This window comes from Promicromonospora umidemergens, from assembly GCF_024171995.1.
Classification (GTDB): domain Bacteria; phylum Actinomycetota; class Actinomycetes; order Actinomycetales; family Cellulomonadaceae; genus Promicromonospora; species Promicromonospora umidemergens.
Map to the genome: position 1 here is coordinate 130,848 of NZ_JAMTCT010000014.1, position 24,776 is coordinate 155,623.

Annotated in this window: 21 protein-coding genes; 18 read left to right on the forward strand and 3 right to left on the reverse strand. The window is 71.0% G+C overall.

Going from position 1 to position 24,776, the window contains the following annotated elements; translation table 11 throughout:
• Nucleotides 1-73: 73 nt before the first annotated feature.
• Nucleotides 74-1,501, reverse strand: coding sequence for a glucuronate isomerase (uxaC, locus tag APR04_RS20145; protein WP_253873575.1), 1,428 nt, complete (start codon nt 1,499-1,501; stop codon nt 74-76).
• Nucleotides 1,502-1,640: 139 nt separating this feature from the next.
• Between uxaC and APR04_RS20150 the strand changes: the two genes are divergently transcribed.
• From APR04_RS20150 to APR04_RS20210, 13 genes are all read left to right on the forward strand, one after another.
• The gene (locus APR04_RS20150) at nt 1,641-2,654 is read left to right on the forward strand and encodes a LacI family DNA-binding transcriptional regulator (protein ID WP_253873577.1); all 1,014 of its coding nucleotides are present in this window, start codon (nt 1,641-1,643) and stop codon (nt 2,652-2,654) included.
• A 55-nt stretch (nt 2,655-2,709) separates the two neighbouring features.
• Nucleotides 2,710-3,948 carry an extracellular solute-binding protein gene (locus APR04_RS20155; RefSeq protein ID WP_253873579.1) on the forward strand — a complete coding sequence of 413 codons (1,239 nt, stop codon included), beginning with the start codon at nt 2,710-2,712 and terminating at the stop codon, nt 3,946-3,948.
• The gene (locus APR04_RS20160) at nt 3,945-5,063 is read left to right on the forward strand and encodes an ABC transporter ATP-binding protein (RefSeq protein WP_253873581.1); all 1,119 of its coding nucleotides are present in this window, start codon (nt 3,945-3,947) and stop codon (nt 5,061-5,063) included. Before APR04_RS20155 ends, APR04_RS20160 begins: the two co-directional genes overlap by 4 nt.
• A gap of 37 nt (nt 5,064-5,100) precedes the next feature.
• A complete protein-coding gene (locus APR04_RS20165) occupies nt 5,101-6,024 on the forward strand; it encodes an ABC transporter permease (protein WP_253873583.1) in 924 nt (307 codons plus the stop codon).
• Entirely contained in the window at nt 6,024-6,878 is an 855-nt protein-coding gene (locus APR04_RS20170; RefSeq protein ID WP_253873585.1) for an ABC transporter permease, read from the forward strand. The genes APR04_RS20165 and APR04_RS20170 overlap by 1 nt, the downstream gene beginning before the upstream one ends.
• Nucleotides 6,871-8,364: a mannitol dehydrogenase family protein gene (locus APR04_RS20175; RefSeq protein ID WP_253873587.1), complete on the forward strand. Its 1,494-nt coding sequence runs from the start codon at nt 6,871-6,873 to the stop codon at nt 8,362-8,364. The genes APR04_RS20170 and APR04_RS20175 overlap by 8 nt, the downstream gene beginning before the upstream one ends.
• A gap of 154 nt (nt 8,365-8,518) precedes the next feature.
• Nucleotides 8,519-9,622, forward strand: a complete 1,104-nt coding sequence (locus APR04_RS20180; protein WP_253873589.1) for a Gfo/Idh/MocA family protein — start codon at nt 8,519-8,521, stop codon at nt 9,620-9,622.
• Nucleotides 9,623-9,812: 190 nt separating this feature from the next.
• Nucleotides 9,813-11,144 carry an ABC transporter substrate-binding protein gene (locus APR04_RS20185; protein ID WP_253873591.1) on the forward strand — a complete coding sequence of 444 codons (1,332 nt, stop codon included), beginning with the start codon at nt 9,813-9,815 and terminating at the stop codon, nt 11,142-11,144.
• A 2-nt stretch (nt 11,145-11,146) separates the two neighbouring features.
• On the forward strand, nt 11,147-12,136 hold the full coding sequence (locus APR04_RS20190) for a carbohydrate ABC transporter permease (protein WP_301312743.1): 990 nt from the start codon (nt 11,147-11,149) through the stop codon (nt 12,134-12,136).
• The gene (locus APR04_RS20195) at nt 12,133-13,062 is read left to right on the forward strand and encodes a carbohydrate ABC transporter permease (protein WP_253873595.1); all 930 of its coding nucleotides are present in this window, start codon (nt 12,133-12,135) and stop codon (nt 13,060-13,062) included. Before APR04_RS20190 ends, APR04_RS20195 begins: the two co-directional genes overlap by 4 nt.
• Nucleotides 13,063-13,067: 5 nt before the next feature.
• Nucleotides 13,068-14,000 (forward strand): hypothetical protein, encoded by a 933-nt coding sequence (locus tag APR04_RS20200; RefSeq protein ID WP_253873597.1) that lies wholly within the window; start codon nt 13,068-13,070, stop codon nt 13,998-14,000.
• Complete coding sequence (locus APR04_RS20205; protein ID WP_253873599.1) at nt 13,882-16,227, forward strand: rhamnogalacturonan lyase; 2,346 nt, start codon at nt 13,882-13,884, stop codon at nt 16,225-16,227. Before APR04_RS20200 ends, APR04_RS20205 begins: the two co-directional genes overlap by 119 nt.
• 130 nt (nt 16,228-16,357) lie before the next feature.
• Entirely contained in the window at nt 16,358-16,609 is a 252-nt protein-coding gene (locus APR04_RS20210; RefSeq protein WP_253873601.1) for a hypothetical protein, read from the forward strand.
• Between the two features lie 86 nt (nt 16,610-16,695).
• Here APR04_RS20210 and APR04_RS20215 read toward each other — a convergent pair whose 3' ends face one another.
• On the reverse strand, nt 16,696-17,721 hold the full coding sequence (locus tag APR04_RS20215; RefSeq protein ID WP_253873603.1) for a LacI family DNA-binding transcriptional regulator: 1,026 nt from the start codon (nt 17,719-17,721) through the stop codon (nt 16,696-16,698).
• 62 nt (nt 17,722-17,783) lie between these two features.
• Here APR04_RS20215 and APR04_RS20220 point away from each other — a divergent pair, with 62 nt between their 5' ends.
• Entirely contained in the window at nt 17,784-18,146 is a 363-nt protein-coding gene (locus APR04_RS20220) for an L-rhamnose mutarotase (RefSeq protein ID WP_253873605.1), read from the forward strand.
• Nucleotides 18,147-18,312: 166 nt separating this feature from the next.
• Here APR04_RS20220 and APR04_RS20225 read toward each other — a convergent pair whose 3' ends face one another.
• On the reverse strand, nt 18,313-19,752 hold the full coding sequence (locus APR04_RS20225; RefSeq protein ID WP_253873607.1) for an APC family permease: 1,440 nt from the start codon (nt 19,750-19,752) through the stop codon (nt 18,313-18,315).
• 241 nt (nt 19,753-19,993) lie between these two features.
• Between APR04_RS20225 and APR04_RS20230 the strand changes: the two genes are divergently transcribed.
• From APR04_RS20230 to rhaS, 4 genes are read left to right on the forward strand one after another with little or no spacing between them, the layout of a single operon-like run.
• Nucleotides 19,994-21,523 carry a sugar ABC transporter ATP-binding protein gene (locus tag APR04_RS20230; protein WP_253873609.1) on the forward strand — a complete coding sequence of 510 codons (1,530 nt, stop codon included), beginning with the start codon at nt 19,994-19,996 and terminating at the stop codon, nt 21,521-21,523.
• Nucleotides 21,520-22,593 (forward strand): ABC transporter permease, encoded by a 1,074-nt coding sequence (locus tag APR04_RS20235; protein ID WP_253873611.1) that lies wholly within the window; start codon nt 21,520-21,522, stop codon nt 22,591-22,593. The genes APR04_RS20230 and APR04_RS20235 overlap by 4 nt, the downstream gene beginning before the upstream one ends.
• Nucleotides 22,590-23,585, forward strand: coding sequence for an ABC transporter permease (locus APR04_RS20240; protein WP_253873613.1), 996 nt, complete (start codon nt 22,590-22,592; stop codon nt 23,583-23,585). The genes APR04_RS20235 and APR04_RS20240 overlap by 4 nt, the downstream gene beginning before the upstream one ends.
• A gap of 11 nt (nt 23,586-23,596) precedes the next feature.
• Nucleotides 23,597-24,613: a rhamnose ABC transporter substrate-binding protein gene (gene rhaS, locus APR04_RS20245; RefSeq protein ID WP_253873616.1), complete on the forward strand. Its 1,017-nt coding sequence runs from the start codon at nt 23,597-23,599 to the stop codon at nt 24,611-24,613.
• Nucleotides 24,614-24,776: the final 163 nt, after the last annotated feature.

The following is a 24,776-nucleotide window of genomic DNA, read 5'->3' on the forward strand; positions in this document are numbered from 1 at the left end:
CCGCTCGCGTCGAGGTCGGCCCAGTGCTGGACCGACCTCGACGCAAGCTGCCGACCTCGGCGCGGTCGAGCCGTCACCGCGCCGCGTACGCCAGCTTCGGCAGGTGGTAGGCCAGGTCTGCAGCGGTATCCAGGGCCTCGTCCAGGTCGAGCCGGTGCTCCGCGACCAGCCGGGCGAGGTAGCCGGCGTCGACGCGGCGGGCCAGGTCGTGGCGGGCCGGGATCGAGCAGAACGCGCGGGTGTCGTCGACGAAGCCCGACATGTTCGAGAAGCCCGCCGTCTCCGTGGCCGACTCGCGGAACCGGCGCATCGCGTCCGGCGCGTCCAGGAACCACCAGGGTGCACCGAGCCGCAGCGCCGGGTACACGCCCGCCAGCGGCGCCAGCTCCCGTGAGTACACGTCCTCGTCCACCGTGAAGGCGATCATCCGGAAGCTCTCCGAGCTGCCGAACGCCTCGAGCACCGGCCGCAGCCCGTGCGCGAACTCGGTCACCACGGGGATGTCGTACCCCTTGTCGGGCCCGAACGTGGCGGCGACCGCCGGGTCGTGGTCGCGCAGCACACCGGGGTGGAACTGCATCACCAAGCCGTCGTCGGCGGCCATCGCCGCCATCTGGAACAGCATGTGCGCGGAGAACGCCGCCTCCTCCGCCGTGCTGATCCCTGCGCCGTCCGCGCTGCCCTGCAGCGCCTTCTCGAAGAGGGTGCGCGCGGCGTCGTCGGGCAGCGGGGTGGTGTCCGCGCTGAAGTGGCCGTGGTCCGTGGCCAGGCCACCCGCCGCGACGAACGCGGCGCGGCGCTCGCGGAGCGCCTCGAGGTAGCCCGCGTACGTGTCGGTGGCGATGCCAGACGCCGTCGCGAGCCGCTCCAGGTCGCCACGCCAGGTCGGCCGGGCCGGGTGCAGCAGCGGGTCCGGGCGGAAGGTCGGCAGCACCCGGCCGGGCAGGTCGGCGGCGAGGCGGGCGTGGTCCTCGAGCGTGCTCCACGCGGGGTCGGTGGTGCCGATGGTCTCGATGCCGAACCGGTCCAGGAGCGCGCGCGGCCGGAACGACGGGTCGGCGAGGCACTCGGCGATCTGGTCGTAGACCTGGTCAGCGGTCTCGGCGGAGGGCCGAACGGTCACGCCGAAGATCTCGACGAGCTCGTGCTCCATCCAGTACCGGGTGGGCGTGCCGCGGAAGTGCTTCCAGCCGGCGCAGAAGCGCCGGAAGATCTCGCGCGGGTCGGGCTCGAAGCCGGGTCCGTCGGCCGGGCCAACACCCAGCTCCGGGAGCTTCGCGCCCTGCGACACGAGCATCCGGGTGAGGTAGTGGTCGGGGACCACGAGCAGCTGGGCGGGGTCGGGGAACGGCTCGTCGTCCGCGAAGGCCGCGACGTCGACGTGGCCGTGCATCGACACGATCGGGAGGTCCTGCACCGCCTGGTAGATCTCGCGGGCGATCGGCCGCGTCACGGGGTCGGCAGGCAGCGCTCGGTCGGGGTGCAGGGTCCATGGGGTCATTCGGGTGTGCTCCTGGCGTCATTGCCGGGCCGGTGCGGTAGGCGGCCGGACGGAGGATGGATGACTGCGAACGTTTGCACTCTAACCTAGGGTAGGGTGCAAACGTTTGCAGAGTCGCAACAGGTCACGAGGAGGTGCCATGGTCACGGTGCATGACGTCGCACGCGCCGCCGGAGTCTCGATCTCCACGGTGTCGCGCGCGCTGGCCTCGCCAGAACGGGTGGCGGCCGATACGCGCGACCGGGTGACACGCGCGGCGGCAGAGCTCGGCTACCGGCCCAACCACGCGGCGAGCGGCCTGCGGATGGGGCGCACGCAGGCCGTCGGTCTGCTGGTACCCGACCTCGAGAACCCGTACTTCGCGACGGTGACCAAGGCCGTGCAGGCGCGGGCCCGCGCCGAGGGGTACGAGGTGTTCGTCGCCGACTCCGACGAGGACGCCGACATGGAGGCCGAGCTGATCGGCGCGCTCGCCGCCCGGACGGACGGCGTGCTGGTGGCCTCCCCGCGATCGGGCGAGGCAGAGCTCCGTGCGGCGCTGGCCGGCGTGACCGCCGTCCTCGCCAGCCGCGAGCTGCCCGCCACCCCGTCAGGCACCGGAGAGCCAGAGATCCCGTGCGTCTCCGTGGACGACGCCGACGGTGTCGCCCAGGCGCTCGGGCACCTGTCCGCGCTCGGGCACCGCACCGTGGGTGTCGCGGCGGGTCCTGCGTCGTCCTGGTCGAGCGAGCGCCGCGTCGCCGGGCTGATCGCCGCCGCCGAGCACCGGGACGTCCAGCTGGTGCAGCTCGGCACCTTCCAGCCGTACTTCGCCGGCGGCGTCCAGGTTGCAGACCATGCCCTGGCGAGCGGCGTCACCGCCGTCGTCGCGTTCAACGACCTGATGGCGCTCGGCATCCTGGACCGGCTGCGGCACCGCGGTGTCGACGTGCCGGGCGAGATGTCCGTCGTGGGGTTCGACGACGTCCAGCTCGCCACCCTCGTGTCGCCAGCCCTCACGACGGTGCACGCACCGCTCGCCCGGCTGGGTCGGCGCGCCGTCGACCTGCTGCTCGTCCGCCTGCGCGGCGGGACGGCGGCGAGCACCCAGCTCCCCGTGGAGCTCACGATTCGCGGGTCCACAGGACCTGTCCCCGCCGGGCCGGTCAACTGACGCTCGTCCCGGCAACCACCCCTGGGCGAAGGAGCCCAAGAGAGAGGAAGGCATCATGCGCACCTCGAAGAAGGCAGCGGCGCTCGTCGGCGTCGCCGCACTGACCCTGCTCACCGCCTGCGCACCGCCGGCACCGGAGGACGGTGGCGGGGGTGCCGGTGCCGCCGTCACCGACCCGGCCGACGTGCCCGACACGCCGTCGGAGCCCGTCACCCTGAACATCCTCGACGTCGCGGGCAACCAGCGGCTCACCGAGGGCATGGTCGACGAGTTCGTCGAGGAGAACCCCGACGTCATCGAGTCCGTCACCTGGGAGACGGGTGGGGCGCCCGACGTCACGGGCCTCGTCAAGCCCCAGGTGGACAGCGGCAACCTGTCCATCGACGTGGTGTTCACCGGCAACGACGGGCTGGCCGCCGGCATCAGCGAGGACCTGTGGCTGCCGGTGATGGACGACTACGGCGACCGCGTGTCGAACCAGGAGAACTACCTGGAGCCGGCAGCCAAGATGCAGGAGCTCGCCCAGGGCTACGGCGTCGTCACGACGTACTACCCGTCCGGGCCGCTGCTGCAGTACAACCCCGAGGTCGTCGACACGCCGCCGGCGAGCCCGGAGGAGCTGCTCGAGTGGGCGGAGGCCAACCCGGGCAAGTTCGGGTACGCCCGCCCCGCGAACTCCGGTCCGGGCCGCACGTTCCTCATGGGCCTGCCCTACGTCCTGGGCGACGAGGACCCGACCGACCCCGAGAACGGCTGGGACAAGACCTGGGCGTACCTCAAGGAGCTCGGCCAGTACGTCGACACCTACCCGACGGGCACCGGCCAGGTCATCACCAACCTGGCCGACGGCACCTGGGCGATGGTCCCGACGACCACCGGCTGGGAGATCGCGCCGCGCGCGGAGGGCCAGCTGCCCAACACGCTCGAGGCCGCGGCGTTCGACGACTTCACCTGGGTGACCGACGCGCACTACGCGGCCATCCCGAAGGGGCAGAGCGCGGACAAGATCAGCGCGATCATGCTGCTGCTGCAGGACATGCTCACCCCCGAGCAGAACGCCAAGGCCTATGACGCCGGCTACTTCTACCCCGGGCCGGCCGTCGAGGGCGCCACGCTGGACCTCGCGCCGCAGGAGTCGCAGGGCGTGATCGAGGAGTTCGGCCGGCCGATGTTCGACGAGCTCATCGAGTCGCAGGACTCCGTGGTGCCGCTCGACGCCGACGCGATGGTGACCGCGTTCGACATCTGGGACCGCGAGGTCGGGGCGGGCAAGACGGAGGAAGAGGCCGGATGAGCACCTTCGAGTCGTTGGAGCTGCGGGGCGTCGGTCGGCGGTTCGGCGGCGTGGACGCGCTGGCCGACCTCGACCTGACGATCAAGGCGGGCGAGTTCGTCGCCCTGCTCGGCCCGTCGGGCTGCGGCAAGTCGACGGCGCTGAACTGCCTGGCCGGCCTGCTTCCGCTCACGCACGGCGAGATCCTGCTGGACGGCAAGCGGATCGACACCCTGCCACCGGAACGACGCGGGTTCGGGATGGTGTTCCAGTCCTACGCGCTGTTCCCGCACCTGTCCGTCGAGAAGAACGTCGCCTTCGGCCTGCAGATGCAGGGCCTGCCGCGGGCCCAGATCGACGCGCGGGTGCGCAAGGCGATCGAGCTCGTCAAGCTCGACGAGCACGTCAAGAAGCTGCCGGGCCAGCTGTCGGGCGGACAGCAGCAGCGCGTCGCCATCGCGCGTGCGGTCGTGCTCGAGCCGTCGCTCGTGCTCATGGACGAGCCGCTGTCGAACCTGGACGCGAAGCTCCGCCTCGACATGCGCACCGAGATCCGGCGGCTCCACCAGTCGCTCGGGCTCACCACGATCTACGTGACGCACGACCAGGAGGAGGCGCTCTCCCTGGCCGACCGCCTGGTCGTGCTGCGCAACGGACGCGTGCAGCAGATCGGCACGCCCGACGAGCTCTACGAGAGCCCGACGAGCTGGTACGTCGCGGACTTCATGGGGTACCGCAACATCCTGCCCGCCACGGTCGTCTCGACGTCAGGGGACGAGGCGGTCGTCGCCCTCCCCGGCACGGCCGACGGCGGCGTCCGGCTCACCGGGCGTGCGGTCGGCGCCCTGAGCGCCGGGGACAGCGTGCGGGTGGCGATCAGGCCGGACGACTTCTCGGTGTCGAGCAGTGCCGCGGAGGGCCTGGGCGCCGGGGCGATCCCCGGCGCGGTGTCGGTGGTGGAGTACCAGGGCCGCGAGCTCGCCGTCGGGGTGCAGACCGGTGACACGATGCTGCACGCGCGCACGCCGACCGCACCCCAGGTGGGCGGCGCGGTCTGGCTGACGGCGCCGGTCGAGCGGGTGCTGGTGTTCCCGGAGTCGCTGGACGCCGCGGTGCCGGCGGAGGTGGCAGCATGAGCCGCCCCACCGCCACGGCTGGCTGGGGAGGGGCGCCGTGAGCGGCAGCCGGCAGCAGTCGCGGTCGACCGCGAGCCTGCGGCACCGCCTGGCCGAGCGGGGTGTCGACCCGGCGCTGCTGATGCTGCTGCCCGGGCTGGTGCTCGCGGTCGCGCTGTTCGTCTACCCGTTCTCGTACGGGATCGGCCTGACGGTGCAGCCGACCGCCGAGATGCAGGCGCAGTGGGGCGGCGGAGCCTTCGCGAACTACGTGGCGTTCTTCCGCGACCCGTTCGTGTTCGACTCGGTCTGGCTCACCATGCGGCTCGCGCTGCCCGCCGCCCTGTTCAACGTGCTGGCGTCGATCCCCGTTGCGATGGTGCTGCGGCACAAGTTCCGTGGCAAGCGGCTGCTGACCTCGCTGTTGGTGCTGCCCATCACGCTGGGCACGGTCCTCACCGCGCAGGGTCTGCTGATCTTCGCGGGGCGGCAGGGCTGGATCAACCGCACGCTGCTCGAGTTCGGCCTGATCGACGAGCCGCTGCGGCTGGTGAACAACTACCTGGGCGTCATGTTCTCCCTGGTGATCACTGGTTTCCCGTTCGCGTTCCTGCTCATCTCGTCGTACCTGTCGGGCATCGACCCGTCGCTGGAGCGGGCCGCCAAGACGCTCGGCGCCGGATGGTGGCAGCGGTTCCGGCGGATCATCCTGCCCCTGCTCGCACCGGGCCTCGCCACCACGTTCATCCTGACGTTCGTGCTCGCGTTCTCCGTCTTCCCGTCGGCGCGCCTGGTCGGTGACGCCATGGGCTCCACCCGGGTCATGTCGCTCATGGCGTTCCGGGCGTTCGGCGAACAGAACGACTACGCGATGGCATCCACGATCGCGCTGATGATGGGCGTGGTCGAGCTGCTCGTCGTGGCGGCGGTGCTGGGCCTGCGCTCGCTGTTGTACCGAGGGACCACAGGAGGGAAGGGCTGATGGCCGTATCAACGCTGGAGCGGCCGATCGCCGCCCGGCCGTCCACGTGGTTCGTGTGGGCGGGAATGACCGCGTTCGGGGTGTTCCTGCTCGGGATCATCATCGCGGTGGTCGTCGACTCGTTCGGCCGCCAGTGGTTCGACACCTGGCTGCCCGACGGCCTGACCACCAGCTGGTACGGCGAGGCCTGGGACCGGTTCTCGCTCGGCGAGGTCATCGGGGTCACCGTCGGCGTTGCGGCGCTCGTCGTCGTGATCTCCGTGCTGGTGGGGGTGCCCGCCGCCTACGTGCTGGCCCGTCGCGACTTCCCGGGCAAGCGCGCGGTGATGCTGCTGTTCCTGCTGCCGGTGCTCATGCCGCCCATCACGTACGGCATCCCGCTCGCGACGGTCATGTACTCCTTCGGGCTGGGGCGCACGCTGACCGCCGTCGTGCTGGTCAACCTCGTCCCGTCCGTGCCGTTCGTGATCCTGACGATGACGCCGTTCATCGAGCAGATCAACCCCGCCATCGAGTCCGCCGCCCGGATGTGCGGCGCGCGGACCCGGCAGGTCTTCACGCGGGTACTCGCGCCACTGCTCGTGCCGGGTATCCTCGCGGCGGCGATCCTGGTTCTGGTACGGACCGTCGGGCTGTTCGAGCTGACCTTCCTGGTGTCCGGTCCTGGATCGGACACGCTCGTCGTGGCGATCTACCGTGGTATGACGTCCGCGGGCGGAGGCGAGGCAAGACAGCTCATCTCGGCCATGTCGGTGATCTACACCGCGACCATGCTGGTCATGCTCGTGGTGGCGCTGCGGTTCGTGAATCCGACGCAGCTCGTGGCACAGGTGAAGGAGACACGCGATGACTGACGACCGCCTGCACCGGGACAACGTTCCCGTGGGCATCGACGCGCCCGTTACGCCGACGGCGGTGGGCATCGTCCACCTCGGCATCGGGGCGTTCCACCGGGCCCACCAGGCCGTCTACACGGAGCGCGCGGCGATCGCCACCGGTGACACCTCGTGGGGAATCCTCGGCGTGACCCAGCGGTCCGCGCGGGTCCGCGACCAGCTGCGCCCCCAGGGCGGGGTGTACGCGGTGCTGACGGCGGGCGAGCAGGAGTCGTCCGTCGAGCTCATCGGCTCGGTCGTCGACGTCGCCTATCCCGCTGAGGAGACCGAGCGGGTCCTTGCGGTGCTCGCGGCGCCGTCGACCCACGTGGTCACGCTGACGATCACGGAGAAGGGCTACGCCCGGAAGCCGGACGGGTCGCTGGACCTGGAGGCGGTGGCTGGGGACCTGGAGGCGCTCCGGGCGGATGCGCGTGGGAAGACGCCCGCGCGGCCGGCGAGCTCGGCGATCGGGCTCCTGGTGCGCGGTCTCGCGGCCCGTGCGGCTTCCGACATCCCCATCACGGTTCTCACCTGCGACAACATGGTGGACAACGGGCGCGTGCTCGAGCGTCTCGTGCGACAGGCCGCTGAGGCAGGGCTGCCCGGGACCGACGGCGACGCCCTGCGCGGGTTCCTCGACACGCGGGTCACGTTCCCGTGCTCCATGGTCGACCGGATAGTGCCCGCGACGACGCCGGAGCAGCGCGACCACGTCAGCCAGGTGCTCGGCGCGCGGGACGAAGGGCTCGTGGTCGGCGAGCCGTTCGCCCAGTGGGTGATCGAGGACCGGTTCGCTGGGCCGCGCCCCGCGTGGGAGGCAGCAGGCGCCACCCTGACCAAGGACGTGGCCCCGTTCGAGCAGGCCAAGCTGCGGCTGCTGAACGGGACCCACTCGCTGGTCGCGTACTCCGGGTGGCTCGCAGGGCACACGACGATCGCCGAGGCGGTGGCCGACCCGGCGATCGCCGAGCGCGCCCGCCAGTACCTGTTCGAGGACGCGCTGCCGACGCTCACTCCGCCCGACGGCCTCGACCTGCACCTGTACGGCGAGCAGATCCTGGCCCGGTTCGCCAACCCGCACACCGGGCACACCACGGCCCAGGTGGCGATGGACGGCACGCAGAAGATCCCGTTCCGGTGGGGCGGTGTCCTCGCGGACGCGCTGGCCGCCGGGCGGGAGCCGCAGGGCGTCGCGTTCGGTCTGGCCGCGTGGGCCGAGTTCGTCCGCCGCCGGACGCGCTCCGGCCAGGGCGTCGACGACCCGCGGGCAGAGGAGCTCGAGGGTGTCGTCAGCGCCTTCGAGGTGCCGGGCGGTGCCGACGGCCTTGGCGACGTCGAAGGGCTGGCCGGTACCGAGGAGGACGTCCGCGCCCTCATCGGTCTGCCGGGTCTCCTGCCGGAGAGCACGCCGGAGAGCTTCCTGGACGCGGTGGCGGCGGAGATCGGCGCCGTCGAGCGCTGACCGAGCGCTGCGCCTCCCGAGCCGTGCCGCGCCTGCGAGCTGTCGGGCGTACGGGCCACCACGGTGACCTGTACGCCGGGCAGCGCCTCCCGCAGTCTCTCGGAAAGCGCATTCTGAAACGATTCGATCACACGTCGACGAGGACGGAGAGAGAGTGAGAGTCACGATCCTGGGTACCGGTGCTATCGCCGGGGCCCACGCGGAAGCGATCACAGGGCTGTCGGCCTACGGGGTGGACGCCGTCCTGGCGCACGCCGTCGACATCGATCCGGCCCGGGCGGAGGAGTTCGCCCGGAAGCACGGCGTCGCCGCGCACGGGGCAGGGCTGGCCGACGTGCTCACCGAGACGGACGTGCTGCACGTGTGCACACCGCCGGGCGCCCACGTGGCCGCGACGGTGGCCGCGCTCGAGGCCGGCGTGCACGTGGTGGTGGAGAAGCCCGCCACCCTGTCCCTCGCGGAGCTCGACCGGATCGCGGAGGCCGATGCCGGTTCGACCGCGACGTTCACGCAGGTGGTGCAGCACCGGTTCGGGCACGGGCTGCGACAGCTGCGGCGGCTGCTCGACGACGGAGCACTGGGCCGCCCCCTCGTCGCGACCTGCGACACCCTCTGGTTCCGGGCCCCGGAGTACTTCGAGGTGCCGTGGCGCGGCCGGTGGGACACCGAGGGCGGCGGGCCAACGATGGGCCACGGCATCCACCAGTTCGACCTGCTGCTGGCGGTCCTCGGGCCGTGGTCAGAGGTGACGGCGATGGCGGGGCGCCTTGCCAGGCACGTGGACACCGAGGACGTCTCGATGGCGATCGTCCGCTTCGCCAACGGTGCGATGGCCACGATCACGAACTCCCTGCTGTCCCCGCGGGAGACCTCCGACCTGCGGTTCGACACCGAGGCGGCGACCGTGGAGCTGTCGCACCTGTACGGGTACTCCGACGCCGACTGGACGTTCACGCCCGCGAAGGGCCGGGACGACGTCGGGCAGCTGTGGCAGCCGGACCCGATGGCCCTGCCCTCCGGGCACCTCGCCCAGCTGGTGCCGACCTACCGAGCCTTCGCCGCGGGCGAGGCGCCCCCGGTCACGGTGCACGACGTACGCGGCACGCTCGAGCTGGTCGCCGCGATCTACCGGTCGGCGTTCACCGGAGCAGTGGTCCGGGCGGGCGAGATCGGGCCGGGGGACCCGTTCCACGAGTCCATGCGCGGTACCGGCCCCGGGTGGGCCCCCGTGAAGGACCTGGGAGCGGAACGGGGCTGAGCGGCGAGGGTCGGCCGGCCGGTGAATGGTCCGTCCGGCTGACCTTGTCTCGACCTCTATCGATGTAGATCGTTACTGATTCCTGACCCGCTGGCTATGGACAACGCTTCCCGGGCGAGTATTGTATCGATTCAGTCGGCCGTGCGGATGCAGCCGGCGTGCCAACAGCAGTACGAGCAAGGAGGCTCACGTGGTTCGCACACGCACCACCACAAGGAAGGCCGCCGTCCACGCCACGGCTATCGCAGCGGCATCGGCGCTCGCCCTCTCGGCGTGCGGGGGCGGTGGGACCGCCGCATCGGCCGACGCCGCGCCCGTCGCCACCGACCGGGACATCGAGCTGTCGCTCGTCTGGTGGGGAGACGACGACCGGGCCTCCCGCTACCAGGAAGCGGTGACGCTGTTCGAGGAGAAGTACCCGAACATCGACGTCCAGACCCAGTTCCAGGCCTGGGACGACTACTGGACCGCCCGCAGCACCGAGGCGGCCGGCCAGACCCTGCCCGACGTCTTCCAGATGGACCTCGCCTACATCCACCAGTACGCGTCGAACAACCGGCTGCTGGACCTGTCGACCCAGGTGGGCGTCAACCTGGAGACGGGCGAGTACGACGAGACCCTGCTCGGCTCCGGCTCGGTCGACGGCGGCCAGTACGGCATCCCGACCAGCACCAACACGCTCGGCATGATCCACCATGACGACCTGCTGGAGGAGCTCGGCGTTGAGGCGCCGGAGGCTGGGCTGACCTGGGACGAGTACGACGCCTGGATCCGCGAGGTCTCCGCGGCGGGTGCCGACCACGACCCGCAGGTCTACGGCGGTACCGACTACACCGGAACCCTCTGGCTGTTCATCCAGTGGCTGCTCCAGCAGGGCAAGGACGCGTTCGCAGAGGACGGCTCGCCGGCCTTCGAGAAGGCTGACCTCGTGGCCTGGGTCGAGCGCAGCCAGCCGATGCGCGACGACGGTGTGTTCTACCCGGTCGAGCGCGCCAAGCAGGTGGAGCCCCTCACCGGGCTGCAGGTGAACGAGGCGACCACCGAGCTCACCTGGGACAACATGATGGCGGGCTACGCGGCGAGCGCAGGCACCGACAACGTCGGCCTGCTGCCGGTGCCCACCGGCGCAGAGGGCTCGCAGCAGTTCTGGAAGCCGTCGATGCTGCTCTCGTCGTCGGCCACCACCGAGGAGCCGGACGCAGCGGCCAAGCTCATCGACTTCCTCGTGAACGACCCCGAGGTGGGCAAGATCTTCGGCACGTCCAAGGGCGTGCCCGCCGTGCCGGCCCAGAAGGACGCCATGGAGGTGGCGGAAGGCTCGGTGGACGACACGATCGTCTCGTACGAGGAAGAGGTGGCCGAGCGCGTCACCGCCGAGACGCCGATCCCCGTGGAGGGCTACGGCGTGGTCGAGGCCGAGTTCAAGCGACTCGGCGAGGAGCTCTCGTACGGCAACATCACGGCCGAGGAGTTCGCCGACCAGTGGTTCCAGAGCGCCGGATCGAACCTCGGCGGCGAGTGACCATGTCAGCTACCACTACCGAGCGCGGCCGCCGGGCCGGGGGCGGCAGCGTGCGGGCGGCGCCGCCGTCGTCGGCCCCCGCACGGGGCGGCGCGGGCAAGCCGTCGCGCAGCCGGGCCGACACGCGTGCCGGCTACGCGTTCCTGTCCCCGTGGCTGCTGGGGTTCGTGCTGCTGACAGCCGGCCCCATGCTGATGTCGCTGTACCTCGCGTTCACCGACTACGACCTGTTCCAGGCGCCGCAGTTCGTCGGGATCGACAACTTCACCACCCTGTTCGCCGACCCGCGCTTCCTCAAGTCGGCCCAGGTCACCGCGCTCTACGTGTTCGTGGGTGTGCCGGTGAAGCTGGCCGCGGCGCTCGCGGTGGCGATGCTGCTGAACGCCAAGCACCGCGGCCAGGGCGCGTACCGCTCGATGTTCTACGCGCCCTCGCTCATCGGGGCAAGCGTCTCCGTGGCGATCGTGTGGCGCGCCATGTTCATCGACGACGGCATCGCCGACCAGGCCCAGCAGTTCTTCGGGCTCCCGGGCGGCGGGTGGGTCGGTGATCCCGACATGACCATGCCGATGATGATCCTGCTGGCGGTGTGGCAGTTCGGCGCCCCGATGGTGATCTTCCTGGCCGGGCTCAAGCAGATCCCGGCGGAGCTGCTTGAGGCCGCCGCCGTCGACGGCGCGGGCCCGGTCCGGCGCTTCCTGTCGGTGACCGTCCCGATGCTGTCCCCCGTGCTGTTCTTCAACCTGCTGCTCGAGACCATCGGCGCGTTCCAGATCTTCAGCTCGGCCTTCATCATCTCGGGCGGTACGGGGGGTCCGGCCGACTCGACGCTGTTCTACACGTTCTACCTCTACATCAAGGGCTTCACGGAGTTCCGCATGGGGTACGCCTCGGCCATGGCCTGGGTGCTCGTGCTCGTCGTCGGGATCATCACCGCCATCCTGTTCCGCACCTCGCGTGCGTGGGTCCACTACACGGGAGACGTGCGATGAGCGAGACCAGCTACCCGAACCACACCGCGCTGGAGGCCGGGGCCACCTTGCTCGCCGAGCGGGGCGGGTCGCCGTCGAGCCAGGCCCGCCGCCGCCGCCGTACCAGCTCCGTCGTGTTCCACGTGCTCGTGCTCGCCGTCGCCGCGGTGATCCTGTACCCCGGCGTCTGGATGGTGATGAGCTCGTTCAAGCCGAGCGGCGACATCGTCGGCAACGTGAACCTGTGGCCGGAGACGTGGACGCTCGACAACTACGTCTCGGCGCTCGGCGGGATCGGCGGGGTCTCGTTCTGGACGTTCGTCCTCAACTCGCTGATCCTCGCGGTCGGCTCGGTGGTCGGCATCGTCCTGTCCGCCACGGTGTCCGCCTACGCGTTCGCGCGCATCAGCTTTCCCGGGCGCGGGGTGTACTTCGCGGTCATGATCGGCACGATGCTGCTGCCGTTCCACGTGGTGATCATCCCGCAGTACATCCTGTTCAACTCCATGGGCATGGTGAACACGTTCCTGCCGCTGCTGGCCCCGAAGTTCCTGGCCACCGAGGCGTTCTTCGTGTTCCTCATGGTGCAGTTCCTGCGGGGGCTACCGCGCGAGCTCGACGAGGCCGCGCGCATCGACGGGTGCGGGCACTGGGGGATCTTCCGGCTCGTGCTGCTCCCGCTGATGCGGCCCGCGGTGATCACCAGCTCCATCTTCGCCTTCATCTGGTCCTGGAACGACTTCCTCGGGCCGCTGCTGTACCTCAAGCAGCCCGACACGTACCCGCTGCCGATCGCGTTGCGGCTCTACGTGGACCAGACGTCGGTGTCCGACTACGGCGCGCAGATGGCCATGGCCGTCCTCGCGCTGGTGCCGGTGCTGCTGTTCTTCGTGCTGTTCCAGCGCTACCTCGTCGACGGTGTCGCCACGCAGGGCCTGAAGGGCTGAGCGGCATGAGCACCGAGGAGCCGACCGGCGAGCCCGGGACCCCGCGCGCCGGTGGCCGCAGGGCTCGCGGCGAAGGGTTCGCCCTGCTCGGCGAGACGCTCCTGACCGGGGTGCTCGTCCTCGCCGGGAGCATCCCGGTGGTAACCCTCCCGGCGGCGCTCGCCGCGGGGGCGGCCCACCTGCGCAGGCACGTCGGCGGGTACGACACGTCCGTCCGCGGCTACGCGCACGACTGGCTCGCGGCGGTGCGGAACCTCTGGGTGCTGGGCGTGCTGCTGCTGGGCGTGGTGGCCGTGGTCGTCGCCAACACGGGGCTGACGGCGTCGGGCGTGCTCCCGGGCGCCTCGGCGGTCCGGTGGGTGACGTGGCTGGCGGCGGCCTGCGCCGCGGTAGTGCTCGTCAGGGCCGCGACGGCGTGGTCCGACGACGAGGCGGGCGGCGCCGAGGCGACACCGGGTTCCGGATCGGCAGCGGGTTCCGGGGCCGCGACACCGGGCTCCGGGTCGGCACCGGGCTCCGGGGTGGCGGCGCGGGATGCCGCCGGGCCGCGGCAGGTGCTGGCTCGCGGAGCCGCACGGTCCCGCGACGACCTGACCGGTTCGGCGCTGCTGCTCGCGGCCCTGGTGATGTGCGTGGTGCTCGTCTGGATGTTGACGCCGCTCGTCGTGGTGACGGGCGGCCTGCTGAGCCTTGCGGCGGTCGCCGTCGAGACCCGGCGTCTGGAGCGCAGCGTCTGCCGATCTCACCTGCATTCGATGCTCGGCGGCAGTGCCGCCACCGAGCAACCGTCCAGAGCAGAATTCAGAGAGGAATTCGACCATGACCTTGAGGACAATCCGGGCGGGTGCTGTCCTGGCGACAGCGTTCTGCCTCGGTCTGAGCGGCGTCGCCTCAGCTGCGGCGCCCGCCAACACACCGGCGTCCGACCCAACGCCTGACCCGACCACCGCCCAGGGTGACCCGAGCGCCCGGGGCGGGCCGCCGACGTCGGGCACCGAACGGCTCGACCGCGGCCTCGTGGCGGCCGCGACCAGCGAGGGAGTGTTCCTGAGCTGGCGGCTCCTGGCCGCGGAGGTCACCGGGCACACCGAGGCGGGCCTCGAGGGCCCCGGCTTCGCCGTGTACCGCGACGGTCGGCGGGTCGCCACGGTGACGGACTCGACCAACTACCTCGACGTCGACGGGTCGGCGGACGCGCGGTACCGCGTGGTGCCGCTCAGCGGACCGAGCAGGGGCAGGGCGGCGTCGGCCGGAGTCTGGGGCGACGGGCACCTGGACATCCCGCTGAACAAGCCGGCCGACGGCAGCACGCCCGTCGGCGAGGCGTACACGTACCGGGCGAACGACGCGTCGGTCGCCGACCTCGACGGCGACGGGGACTACGAGATCGTCGTCAAGTGGGACCCGTCCAACTCGAAGGACGTGTCCCAGGTGGGGTACACGGGAAACGCCTACCTCGACGCCTACGAGCTCGACGGCACGCAGCTCTGGCGCGTCGACCTGGGCGTCAACCTCCGCGCGGGCGCGCACTACACGCAGTTCCCGGTCTACGACTACGACGGCGACGGCCGTGCCGAGCTGATGGTCAAGACCGCCCCCGGCACGAGCGTGACCAGGTACCACGACGGCAGGCCCGGCGCCGAGCGCTACATCAGGATCCCGCGGGACGACCGGAAGGCCGGCGTGACCAACGCCGACGACTACCGGATGTCGGCCGACGACTACTACGAGCACCTCGTGGACCTGTTCCGCGGCTGGTCGTCGCGGTCCGAGGTGACCAGCGGGCAGTGGCCCGCCACGCTGGAGGAGGCGTGGGGCACGGACGCGCAATGGACTTACCCGCTGTCCGACGCCGAGGCGCGTGCCGCCGCCGACCACTTCATCGACGTCTACGCGCCGTCCCGCTCGACGCGGAACCAGCTGCGCCAGTTCGAGGGCTTCGTGCTGAGCGGCCCGGAGTACCTCACCGTCTTCGACGGGCGCACCGGCCGGCCGATGGAGACCGTCGACTACGAGCCAGGGCGCACCGACGACGGGCTGCTCTGGGGCGACTACGCGATGTCGCGCATCGAGCCGGGCAACCGGGTGGACCGGTTCCTGTCGGGCGTGGCCTACCTCTCCGAGGGTCGGCCCAGCGCGATCTTCGCGCGCGGCTACTACACGCGCTCCACGATCGCCGCCTACGACTGGGACGGGCGGCACCTGACCAAGCGCTGGCTCGCCGACTCGGGCTGGACGCCGATGAGCAACCCGTTCAACGACAGCCCGCACGGCGTGCCTGGCACCTCGCCCGAGTGGGGCAGCCTCACGACGCAGGGGTTCCACTCCCTGTCCGCCGCCGACGTCGACGCGGACGGCAAGCAGGAGATCGTCTACGGCTCGGCGACGCTCGACGACGACGGGTCGCTGCTGTACTCGTCGTCCGACACGCTGCCGGAGGGCTCCGCGAACCCCGGGGCGAACGCGGGGCTAGGCCACGGGGACGCCATGCACGTGACCGACATCGACCAGGAGCGGCCCGGGCTCGAGATCTGGACCGCGCACGAGGGCGGCGCCTGGGCGCCGTACGGTTCCGCGCTGCGTTCGGCCGAGGACGGCGAGGTGTTGTTCGGGCAGTACTCCGGGCGGGACACCGGGCGGTCTATGATCGGCGACGTCCTGCCTGGCGTACCCGGGATCGAGGTGTGGGCGTCCATGCCGGACGGCACCCTCGGTTCGGGCACGCTGAGCGCCACGGGCGAGCGGGTGGCGCCGTCGACCATGGGGACCAACCAGTCCGTGCGCTGGGCCGGGGACGGAACCACGCAGGTCATCGAGGGCTCGGGCGACGCAGTGCCGACCATCCGGGACTGGTCGCGCGGTGTGGTCGCGACCCTCGACGGGACGCTGACGAACAACGGCACCAAGGGCAACCCGTCGCTCGTGGCCGACGTGCTCGGCGACTGGCGGGAGGAGGTGCTGGTGCGGACCACCGACTCGAGCGCGCTGCGCCTGTTCCTGTCGACCGAGCCGACCGACATTGCGATGTACACCCTCATGCAGGACCCGCAGTACCGCGTCGAGGTGGCGCGCCAGCAGACGGCGTACAACCAGCCGTCGTACCCGGGCTTCTACCTGGGCTCGGACACCGACTGGTCGACGGTGCCGATCCCCGGCCGCCCCTGAGCGTTCCCCGCATCGAGTGCTGGGTATTCGCGTCGTTCGGAGCGTCTGGAGCGCGAATACCCAGCGCTCAACGCGGGGCGGGTCGTCCAAGGTCGGTGGGGCTACGGATGGTTCTCTGAACGGGGCGCTGATGGTGAGCTCGACCGAACCCAGCGGGATCGATGTGTTCATCGGCCCGACGTACGACTACGTCTGGCTCGGTGTCGTCGCGGCGATCGCCGTCCTGACGTTCGCCGCGCTCGTGGTCTGGTTCCGAACGCGTTGGGACCGACCGTGGGAAGCCGGCCTGACGTTGCTCGCGATCGTCGTCGTACCGGTCCTCGGGCCTGCGGCTTTCCTGGTGTCCCGCGGCAGGCGCCCGGTGGGCGACGCCAGGTCGTAGCAGCCCGCAAAGCTGACCATGTAGCTGCTGCCAAGATCGGCGCGGAACTGGCAGCAGGTGCATGGTCAGCTCTGGCGCCCGGACGACTACGTCGCCGAGGACGAGCTCGAGCCACGGACCACCAGCGTCGGCTGGAACATCACGTGCTGTGCCGCGGCGTCGGTCCCGCTGAGCAGGAGGTCCGCGGCGCGCACGCCGAGCTCGTGCGTCGGCTGGCGCACCGACGTCAGGGGCGTGGCCAGCTCTGCGGCGAACGCGACGTCGTCGTACCCCACCACTGCCACGTCGGTGGGGACGGCGATGTTCTCCGTACGGAGAGTGCGCAGCACGCCCAGCGCCACCAGGTCGTTCACGCAGAAGACGGCGGTGGGTCGGTCGCCCGACTCCAGCAGCCCGCGGATCGCCGCCTCGCCGCCCTCGGCGTTGAGGCTGGTCACCGTGACCTCGAGGAGAGCTGACGCCGGATCCAGCCCAGCGGCCACGAGCGCCTTGAGCACGCCTGCGTGCCGGTCGGCGCACTGCCTGATCGTGTGGGGCCCGTTGAGGAACACGATGCGCGTGTGGCCCTCGTCCAGGAGGTGGCCGGCGGCGAGCTCGCCGCCGCGGACGTCGTCGACGGCCACCGACGAGATGCTCGGGTCGGACGACGGGCGGTCCAGCAGCACGACGCCGGTGCCGCGCCGTCGGACGGCGAGCAGGTGGTCGATGTCGTTCGTGGCCGGGACGACCATGACCCCCTGCACGCCGTGCTCCTCGAACAGGCGCAGGTAGCGCTGCTCGCGGTCGGGGTCGTCGTCGGACGACGCCACCATGAGCGTGAAGTCGTCCCGGTCCAGGCGCTCCTCGATGCCCCGTGCGACGTCGGTGAAGAACGGGTTGGCGATGTCAAGGACGATGGCGCCGATGGTCGTGATGGTCCCGGCACGCAGCTGCCGGGCGGACCCGTTGCGCACGAAGCTCAGGTCTTCGATGGCGGCCTCGACGCGCTCGCGGGTGCCGGGCAGCACGCGTTCGGGCCGGTTGAGCACGTTGGAGACCGTGCCGACGGAGACACGAGCGGCACGGGCGACGTCGGCTATGGATGCTCGTCGGTGAGCGGCCGGCTGGGTCATGGAGCGCCTCCTTGCTTCGGGCTACATTATGAACCGTTTCACGAGGAACCGGAGGACCGGACATGTCGAGCAGTACAGCTGGCGCACGCGTCTGCTTCACGTCCCGGGTGCGGGCAGACCGTATCCCGGAGTACCGGGCGGCACACGCCGCCGTCTGGCCCGAGATGCTGGAGGCCCTGCGGGACACGGGCTGGCGCGACTACCGCCTGTTCCTGCGCGAGGACGGCCTCCTCGTCGGGATCCTGGAGACGGACGACTACGCGGCGGCGCAGCGCGGGATGGCCGCAACGGAGGTCAACGCGCGCTGGCAGGCGGCGATGTCGGGGTTCTTCGTGGATGACGGCAACCCCGACGACGGGTTCGTGCTGCTGGACGAGGTGTTCCACCTGGAGGCGCAGCTGGCGGCGCTGGAGGACGTGGGCTGACCCGCCCCGGTCGTCCGCTCCCGGTCGCCCCCGGTCGCGACGTGAGTTCTTTTCGAGGCCAAGGTTGATTCGCTTTGGACGGTCTCAAAGCGAATCAACCTTGGCCTCGAAGTGAGGCGGGGTGAGGTGAGGCGGGGCGGGGTGAGGTCGGGTGAGGCGGGGCGGGTCAGTTGACGCCGCCCTCGCGTTCGCTGAGGGCGTTCGGATCCGTGATCTCCGTCGGGTCGGGTCGGTTGAACGCCCAGGTGACGAACCACAGGACCACGCCGATGAGCAGCAGCCAGCCCGCGATCTGGTACTGGAGCGGGTCGCGCCCGGTCCACGGCCCGACGAAGAACGCGCAGAGCAGCGCGCCGAGGATCGGCAGGGCGGTCGGGGCCACGAAATGCTTTCGGTCCACGATGTTGTTCCGCAGCTTGAGCACCGCGACGTTCACGATCGTGAACACCGCGAGCAGCAGGAGCGAGGTGGTGCCGCCGAGCGCGGCGATCACGCCGGACTCCTCCTGCAGCGTCACGAGCACGATGAGCCCCAGCGCGATGAAGGTGGTGAACACGATCGCAGCGGTCGGAGTCTGCCGCCGGGGTGAGACCCGTCCGAGGAACGGCGGCAGCACCTTCTGCTTGGCCATCCCGTACAGGAGGCGGGACGCCATCAGCATGTTGATCAGGGCCGAGTTCGCGACGGCGAAGATCGTGATGAACGGGAAGATGGAGCCGATGGGGAAGCCGGGCAGAGCCCGCTCGACCACCAGCGTGAGCGGGGTGTCGCTCGCACCGAGCTCGCCCACCGGCACGATCGCCACGGTGAAGATCGCGACCAGCACGTAGATGACGCCCGTGACGCCGATGCCGGTGATCATGATGCGCGGGAAGATCTTCACCGGGTCGTGCGTCTCCTCGGCCATGTTGACGGCGTCCTCGAACCCGACCATCGCGAAGAACGCCAGCGCCGTCGCGGCGGTCACGGCGAGGAAGGCGTTCTTGTCGCCGGGGCTCTCGAACACCATCACGCGGCTGAAGTCGGCCTTTCCGCCGATCGCCGCGAAGATCCCGACCAGGATGATGAACAGCAGGCCGGAGAGCTCGACGATCGTGAGCACGATGTTCGCCTTCACGGACTCGCCGACGCCGCGCAGGTTCACCGCCGCGACCAGGGCCATGAAGACCAGCGCGACGGCGACCACGGTCCAGGTGCTGGGCTCGTCGATACCCAGGCCGACGAGCAGGTTGGACCCGACGGCGCGGGCGGCGGTGGAGGCAGAGGTGATGCCGGAGCACATCACGGCGAAGCACACGATGAACGTGAGGAAGTGGATGCCGAACGCCTTGTGCGTGTACAGGGCGGCGCCGGCCGCCTGCGGGTACTTGGTCACCAGCTCCAGGTAGGAGAACGCGGTGATGAGGGCGATGAGGAACGCGACGATGAACGGCGCCCATGCCGCACCGCCGACCTCTGCCGCCACCTGCCCGGTGAGCGCGTACACGCCGGTACCGAGAATGTCGCCGACGATGAAGAGCAGGAGCAGCTTCGGCCCCATCACTCGCTTGAGCTCCGTGGGTTCCTCGCCGAGTGCCGCGCGTTCCTCGGCCGCTGGTCGGGTCATCTCCGGTCACCTCCGTCCGAGGCGGCACATCCTCGGGCCGCCTCCCAGTGCTGTGGGCAGTGATCACCCCTGATCGATCAAGAGTCGCGTAAGCGGCACGGCACGGCAACGGACTCGCCGTAAGTTCTTGACGCTCTGACCTGCTGGGTCTATCTTCCGAAGTATCGGTTTGAACGATTCAACCCGATGGCAGACAGCCCTGCGGTCACCGCCGACCGCCCGCACAGCTCGACGGAGAGATATGCCGAACGCCGCACCGACGCTGCGCCTCGAGGGGGTCACCAAGTCCTTCGGGCCGGTGGCCGCACTCCGCTCCGGCACCCTCGTGGTCCAGCCAGGCAGCATCCATGCCCTCGTCGGCGAGAACGGGGCGGGCAAGTCCACGCTGGTCAAGGTCGTCGGCGGCGTCCACCGCCGGGACGCCGGCGTCGTCGAGCTGGACGGTGAGCCCGTCGACTTCGCCGGACCCGCGGAGGCCAAGGCCGCCGGTGTCGCCGTCATCCACCAGGAGCCCGCCAGCTTCCCGGACCTGACCGTCACCGAGAACATCTTTCTCGGCCGTGAGCCGCTCGGCCGCTTCCGCAGGATCGACCGCCGCGCGATGCGTGACAAGGCCAGCGGCCTGTTCCGGAACCTCGGCGTCGACCTGGACCCGGACCGCCCCGCCGAGGGCCTGTCCATCGCGGACCAGCAGATCGTCGAGATCGCCAAGGCGATCTCCCTGGACGCCCGGCTCCTGGTCATGGACGAGCCGACGGCGGCGCTGAGTGCCGTCGAGGTGCGCCGGCTGTTCACCGTCGCCCGCGGGCTGCGTGACGCGGGCAAGGCCGTCGTCTTCATCTCGCACCGCCTCGACGAGGTGGCCGACCTCTGCGACACCGTCACCGTCATGCGCGACGGTGCGCACGTCTCGACGGACGCCGTCGCCGACGTCACGCCGGACGAGCTGGTGCGCCGCATGGTCGGCCGCGACGTTGCCGAGCTCTACCCCAAGGTCGCGAGCACGCCCGGCGAGGTGGTGCTGCGGGTCGAGGGGCTGGAGTCGACCGGCACCTTCCACGACGTCTCCTTCGAGGTGCGGGCGGGCGAGATCGTGGGTCTGGCGGGCCTCGTCGGGGCCGGGCGCAGCGAGATCGCGCGGGCGGTGTTCGGCGTCGACCGGTACGACGCCGGGCGCGTCACCGTCGGCGGGCGGCCCCTGCGGCCGGGCGACCCCGCGGCGGCCATCGCGGCGGGCCTCGCCCTGGTCCCGGAGGACCGGCGCCTGCAGGGTCTCGTCACCGAGTCGTCGGTGGTCCGGAACGTGAGCTCCGTCGCACGGAAGCGGCTGGCCCGCCTCGGCATCCTGCTGCCTGACGCCGAGGCGCGGCTCGCGCGCGACTGGTCCGGCCGCCTCGCTGTGAAGGCCGGGGCGCTGGACGCGCTGGCCACCACCATGAGCGGCGGCAACCAGCAGAAGGTGGTGCTGGCGAAGTGGCTGGCCACCGGGCCGAAGGTGCTCATGGTGGACGAGCCGACCCGCGGTATCGACGTCGGTACCAAGGCCGAGGTGCACCGGCTGCTGTCCACGCTGGCCGCCGAGGGTCTGGCCGTCCTGATGATCTCGTCCGAGCTGCCGGAGGTACTGGGTATGGCCGACCGGGTGCTCGTGGTGCGCGAGGGGCGCATCGCCACCGAGCTGAGCCGCGCGGAGGCGACACCGGAGGCGGTGATGCGCGCGGCGACGCCGGGCGCTTCCCGCAGCGATTCCCGGACGGAGGGGGCGGCATGAGAAGCGTGCTCCGCCGTCGCGAGGCCGGCATCGCCCTCGCCCTCCTGGTCGTGATCGGCGTGACGACCGCCGTGCAGCCCGGCTTCCTGCTCACCGCGAACGGCTGGCGCGACCTGCTGCTCACCCCCGCGATCCTCGTGGTGCTCGCCGTCGGCCAGGCGGTGGTGGTCATCACGCGCAACGTCGACCTGTCGGTCGGCTCGGTGCTCGGCCTCACGGCGTACCTCACGGGCCGGCTGTTCATCGCGGAGCCCGACCTGCCGATCGTCGTGGTGACCCTGGTCGCCGTCGCGGCCGGTGCGCTGCTCGGCCTGATCAACGGCTCCATCGTGGCGTTCGCCCGCGTGCCCGCCCTCGTCATCACGCTCGGCACCCTCTACGTCTACCGCGGCGTGACCCTGACCTGGGCGGGCAGCGACCGGATCGACGCAGCCGACATGCCGCACCCCTTCCTCGCCCTGGGTACGCAGCAGGTGCTCGGCGTGCCCGTGCTGACCGTCGTCGCCGCGATCGTGCTGGCGGCGGTCGCCTACTACCTGCACACCTCGCGCGGCGGCCGGCAGCTCTACGCCATCGGGTCCGACCCCGACGCCGCGGCGCTCCAGGGCCTGCCCGTCCGCCGTCGGCTGCTGGGGGCGTTCGCCCTTGGCGGCGCCCTCGCCGGCCTCGCCGGCGTCATGTTCGCGGCCCGGTACGGGACGGTGTCCTCGGGCGCGGGCCTCGGCATGGAGCTGCAGGTCGTCGGTGCCGTGGTGGTGGGCGGCGTGGCGATCTTCGGCGGCAGCGGCACCGTGGCGGGCGCCGCGCTCGGCGCGATGCTCCTGCTCACCATCAACCGGGCGCTGCCCGTCGTGGGCATCCCCGACTTCTGGCAGCGCGCCGTCGTCGGCGTGCTCATCATCGGCGCGATCGCGCTGGACCGCGTGCTCGCGAACCGCCGATCGCGCCGCCTGGCTGCCGAACGGGACGCCGACCCGCCTGCCACCTCGCCACCCGGCGGTGCGGCGCCACCCGGCGGTGCGGCGCCACCCGGCGCAGGCCCGAACGACCGCGAGGAGGCGACCACATGAGGACCCACGCCCGTCCGTGGTGGCAGCGTGCGCTGCTCACCCGCGAGATGCTGACCGTCCTGATCCTGGTCGTGGCCTGGATCGTCGCCGCCTCGGTGGTGCAGGGCTTCGACGGCCCGCTCACCATCACCTACCTGGTGCTCGACGTCGCACCCGTGCTGCTCATCGCGCTGCCCATGACGCTCATCATCGCGACGGGGGAGATCGACCTGTCGGTCGCGTCGGTGGTGGGGCTCTCGAGCGTGACCTTCGGGCTCCTGTACCAGGCAGGACTCGGCCTCTGGTCGGCCACGCTGGTGTCCGTGCTGATCGGCGCGGTGTGCGGCGCGGTCAACGGCGCGCTCGTCGCGTACGGAGGGCTGCCGTCCCTCGCGGTCACCATCGGCTCGCTCGCCCTGTACCGCGGCCTCGCCGTCGGGCTGCTCGGCACGACGGCGGTCACCGGCTTCCCCGAGGCCTGGACCGACGGCGCCACGGAGAACCTTGGCGAGTCGCCCTACCCGGTGATCACCCTCGGCCTCATCGCGCTGGCCGCCGTGTTCGCCGTCCTGCTGCACGCGACGCCGTTCGGCCGGAACGTGCTCGACATCGGCCGCAGCAAGGAGGCCGCCCGGTTCTCCGGCGTCGACGTCAAGCGGACCCTGCTGATCCTGTTCGTGCTGTCCGGGGCGGTGTCGGCGCTCGCGGGCGTCTACTACACGCTCCGCTACGGCAGCGCGCGCGGCGACAACGCGACCGGCATGGAGCTCCAGGTGGTCGCCGCCGTGCTGCTGGGCGGGGTCTCCATCTTCGGCGGGCGCGGCGCGATCCACGGCGTGGTCGCGGGCGTCCTGCTCATCGGTGTGCTCGGTAGTGCGCTCCGCCTGGAGAGCGTCACGGTCAACGTCATCAACATCGTGATCGGCACGGCACTGGTTGTTTCCGTGGTCGCCCCGCGCATCGCGGGCGGCCTGAGAGTCCGGCGGCGAGCTGCCGCCGGGCAGCGAACGTAGGGAGACGGACGATGAAGTTCACATCTGTGCTCGCGGCCGGCACGGCCGCCGTGCTGGCCCTCGGCCTGACCGCATGCGGCTCGGGCGGAGGCGGGGACGACGCCGGTGGTACTGACGCCGTGACGATCACCGTGCTGCCCAAGAACCTGGGCAACCCGTACTTCGAGGCGTCGACGACGGGTGCCGAGGAGGCGGGCGAGGAGCTGGGCGTCACCGTGGAGGAGGTCGGGCCGGACACCGCGTCGCCCGACGCCCAGGTGCCGTTCATCAATACCGCCGCGCAGCAGGGCGTCGGTGCGCTGGTGGTGTCGGCGAACGACCCGACGGCGATCGGTGACGCACTGGAGGAGGCGCGGTCGGCGGGCACCAAGGTGGTCACGTTCGACTCGGACACCGAGCCGCAGTTCCGCGACATCTTCGTCAACCAGGCCTCGCCGGAGGGCATCGCGGACAAGCAGCTCGAGCTGGTGGCCGAGCAGATCGGGGGCGAGGGCGAGATCGCGATCCTCTCGGCGTCGGCCAACGCGACGAACCAGAACGCCTGGATCGCGCTCATGGAGGAGAAGCTCGCCTCCGACTACCCGGACATCGAGCTGGTCGAGACCGTCTACGGCGACGACGACGACCAGACGTCGTTCGACAAGACGGCCGCGCTGCTGCAGTCGCACCCGGACCTCAAGGGGATCGTCTCGCCCACCACCGTCGGCATCGCGGCGGCGGCACGCTACGTGTCGACGTCGGAGTACAAGGGCAAGGTCGCCGTGACCGGTCTCGGCACGCCCAACCAGATGCGGGAGTACGTCGAGGACGGGACCGTCGAGGCGTTCGCGCTCTGGAACCCGACCGACCTGGGCTACCTGGCGACGCAGGCCGCTGCGGCCCTGGCAGCCGGCGACATCACGGGTGAGGAGGGCGACACCTTCGAGGCCGGCCGCCTGGGCGAGTTCACCGTCGGAGCGGACGGCGAGGTCCTCCTGGGCGACCCGTACGTCTACGACGAGGCCAACATCGGAGACTTCGACTTCTGAGGTAGCTCAGGGTGCGTGGTCGGTAGAACGTCAGGTGGTCGGCAACCCGGGTTGCCGACCACCTGACGTTTTACCGACCACGCACTTGACCACCCGCCGTCCCCGGAATAGGCTCACTGAATCGTTTCAAGGTGCGTACGAGGGTGTGCGCGGAGAGGGAGGA

Coding starts and splice junctions, on each gene's coding strand:
- APR04_RS20160 (WP_253873581.1), top strand. CDS start 3,945: ATGAGCACCTTCGAGTCGTTGGAGCTGCGGGGCGTCGGTCGGCGGTTC.
- APR04_RS20155 (WP_253873579.1), top strand. CDS start 2,710: ATGCGCACCTCGAAGAAGGCAGCGGCGCTCGTCGGCGTCGCCGCACTG.
- APR04_RS20170 (WP_253873585.1), top strand. CDS start 6,024: ATGGCCGTATCAACGCTGGAGCGGCCGATCGCCGCCCGGCCGTCCACG.
- APR04_RS20240 (WP_253873613.1), top strand. CDS start 22,590: ATGAGGACCCACGCCCGTCCGTGGTGGCAGCGTGCGCTGCTCACCCGC.
- APR04_RS20205 (WP_253873599.1), top strand. CDS start 13,882: ATGACCTTGAGGACAATCCGGGCGGGTGCTGTCCTGGCGACAGCGTTC.
- APR04_RS20230 (WP_253873609.1), top strand. CDS start 19,994: ATGCCGAACGCCGCACCGACGCTGCGCCTCGAGGGGGTCACCAAGTCC.
- APR04_RS20195 (WP_253873595.1), top strand. CDS start 12,133: ATGAGCGAGACCAGCTACCCGAACCACACCGCGCTGGAGGCCGGGGCC.
- APR04_RS20215 (WP_253873603.1), bottom strand. CDS start 17,721: ATGACCCAGCCGGCCGCTCACCGACGAGCATCCATAGCCGACGTCGCC.
- APR04_RS20175 (WP_253873587.1), top strand. CDS start 6,871: ATGACTGACGACCGCCTGCACCGGGACAACGTTCCCGTGGGCATCGAC.
- APR04_RS20220 (WP_253873605.1), top strand. CDS start 17,784: ATGTCGAGCAGTACAGCTGGCGCACGCGTCTGCTTCACGTCCCGGGTG.
- APR04_RS20150 (WP_253873577.1), top strand. CDS start 1,641: ATGGTCACGGTGCATGACGTCGCACGCGCCGCCGGAGTCTCGATCTCC.
- APR04_RS20190 (WP_301312743.1), top strand. CDS start 11,147: ATGTCAGCTACCACTACCGAGCGCGGCCGCCGGGCCGGGGGCGGCAGC.
- rhaS (WP_253873616.1), top strand. CDS start 23,597: ATGAAGTTCACATCTGTGCTCGCGGCCGGCACGGCCGCCGTGCTGGCC.
- uxaC (WP_253873575.1), bottom strand. CDS start 1,501: ATGACCCCATGGACCCTGCACCCCGACCGAGCGCTGCCTGCCGACCCC.
- APR04_RS20225 (WP_253873607.1), bottom strand. CDS start 19,752: ATGACCCGACCAGCGGCCGAGGAACGCGCGGCACTCGGCGAGGAACCC.
- APR04_RS20235 (WP_253873611.1), top strand. CDS start 21,520: ATGAGAAGCGTGCTCCGCCGTCGCGAGGCCGGCATCGCCCTCGCCCTC.
- APR04_RS20210 (WP_253873601.1), top strand. CDS start 16,358: ATGGTGAGCTCGACCGAACCCAGCGGGATCGATGTGTTCATCGGCCCG.
- APR04_RS20200 (WP_253873597.1), top strand. CDS start 13,068: ATGAGCACCGAGGAGCCGACCGGCGAGCCCGGGACCCCGCGCGCCGGT.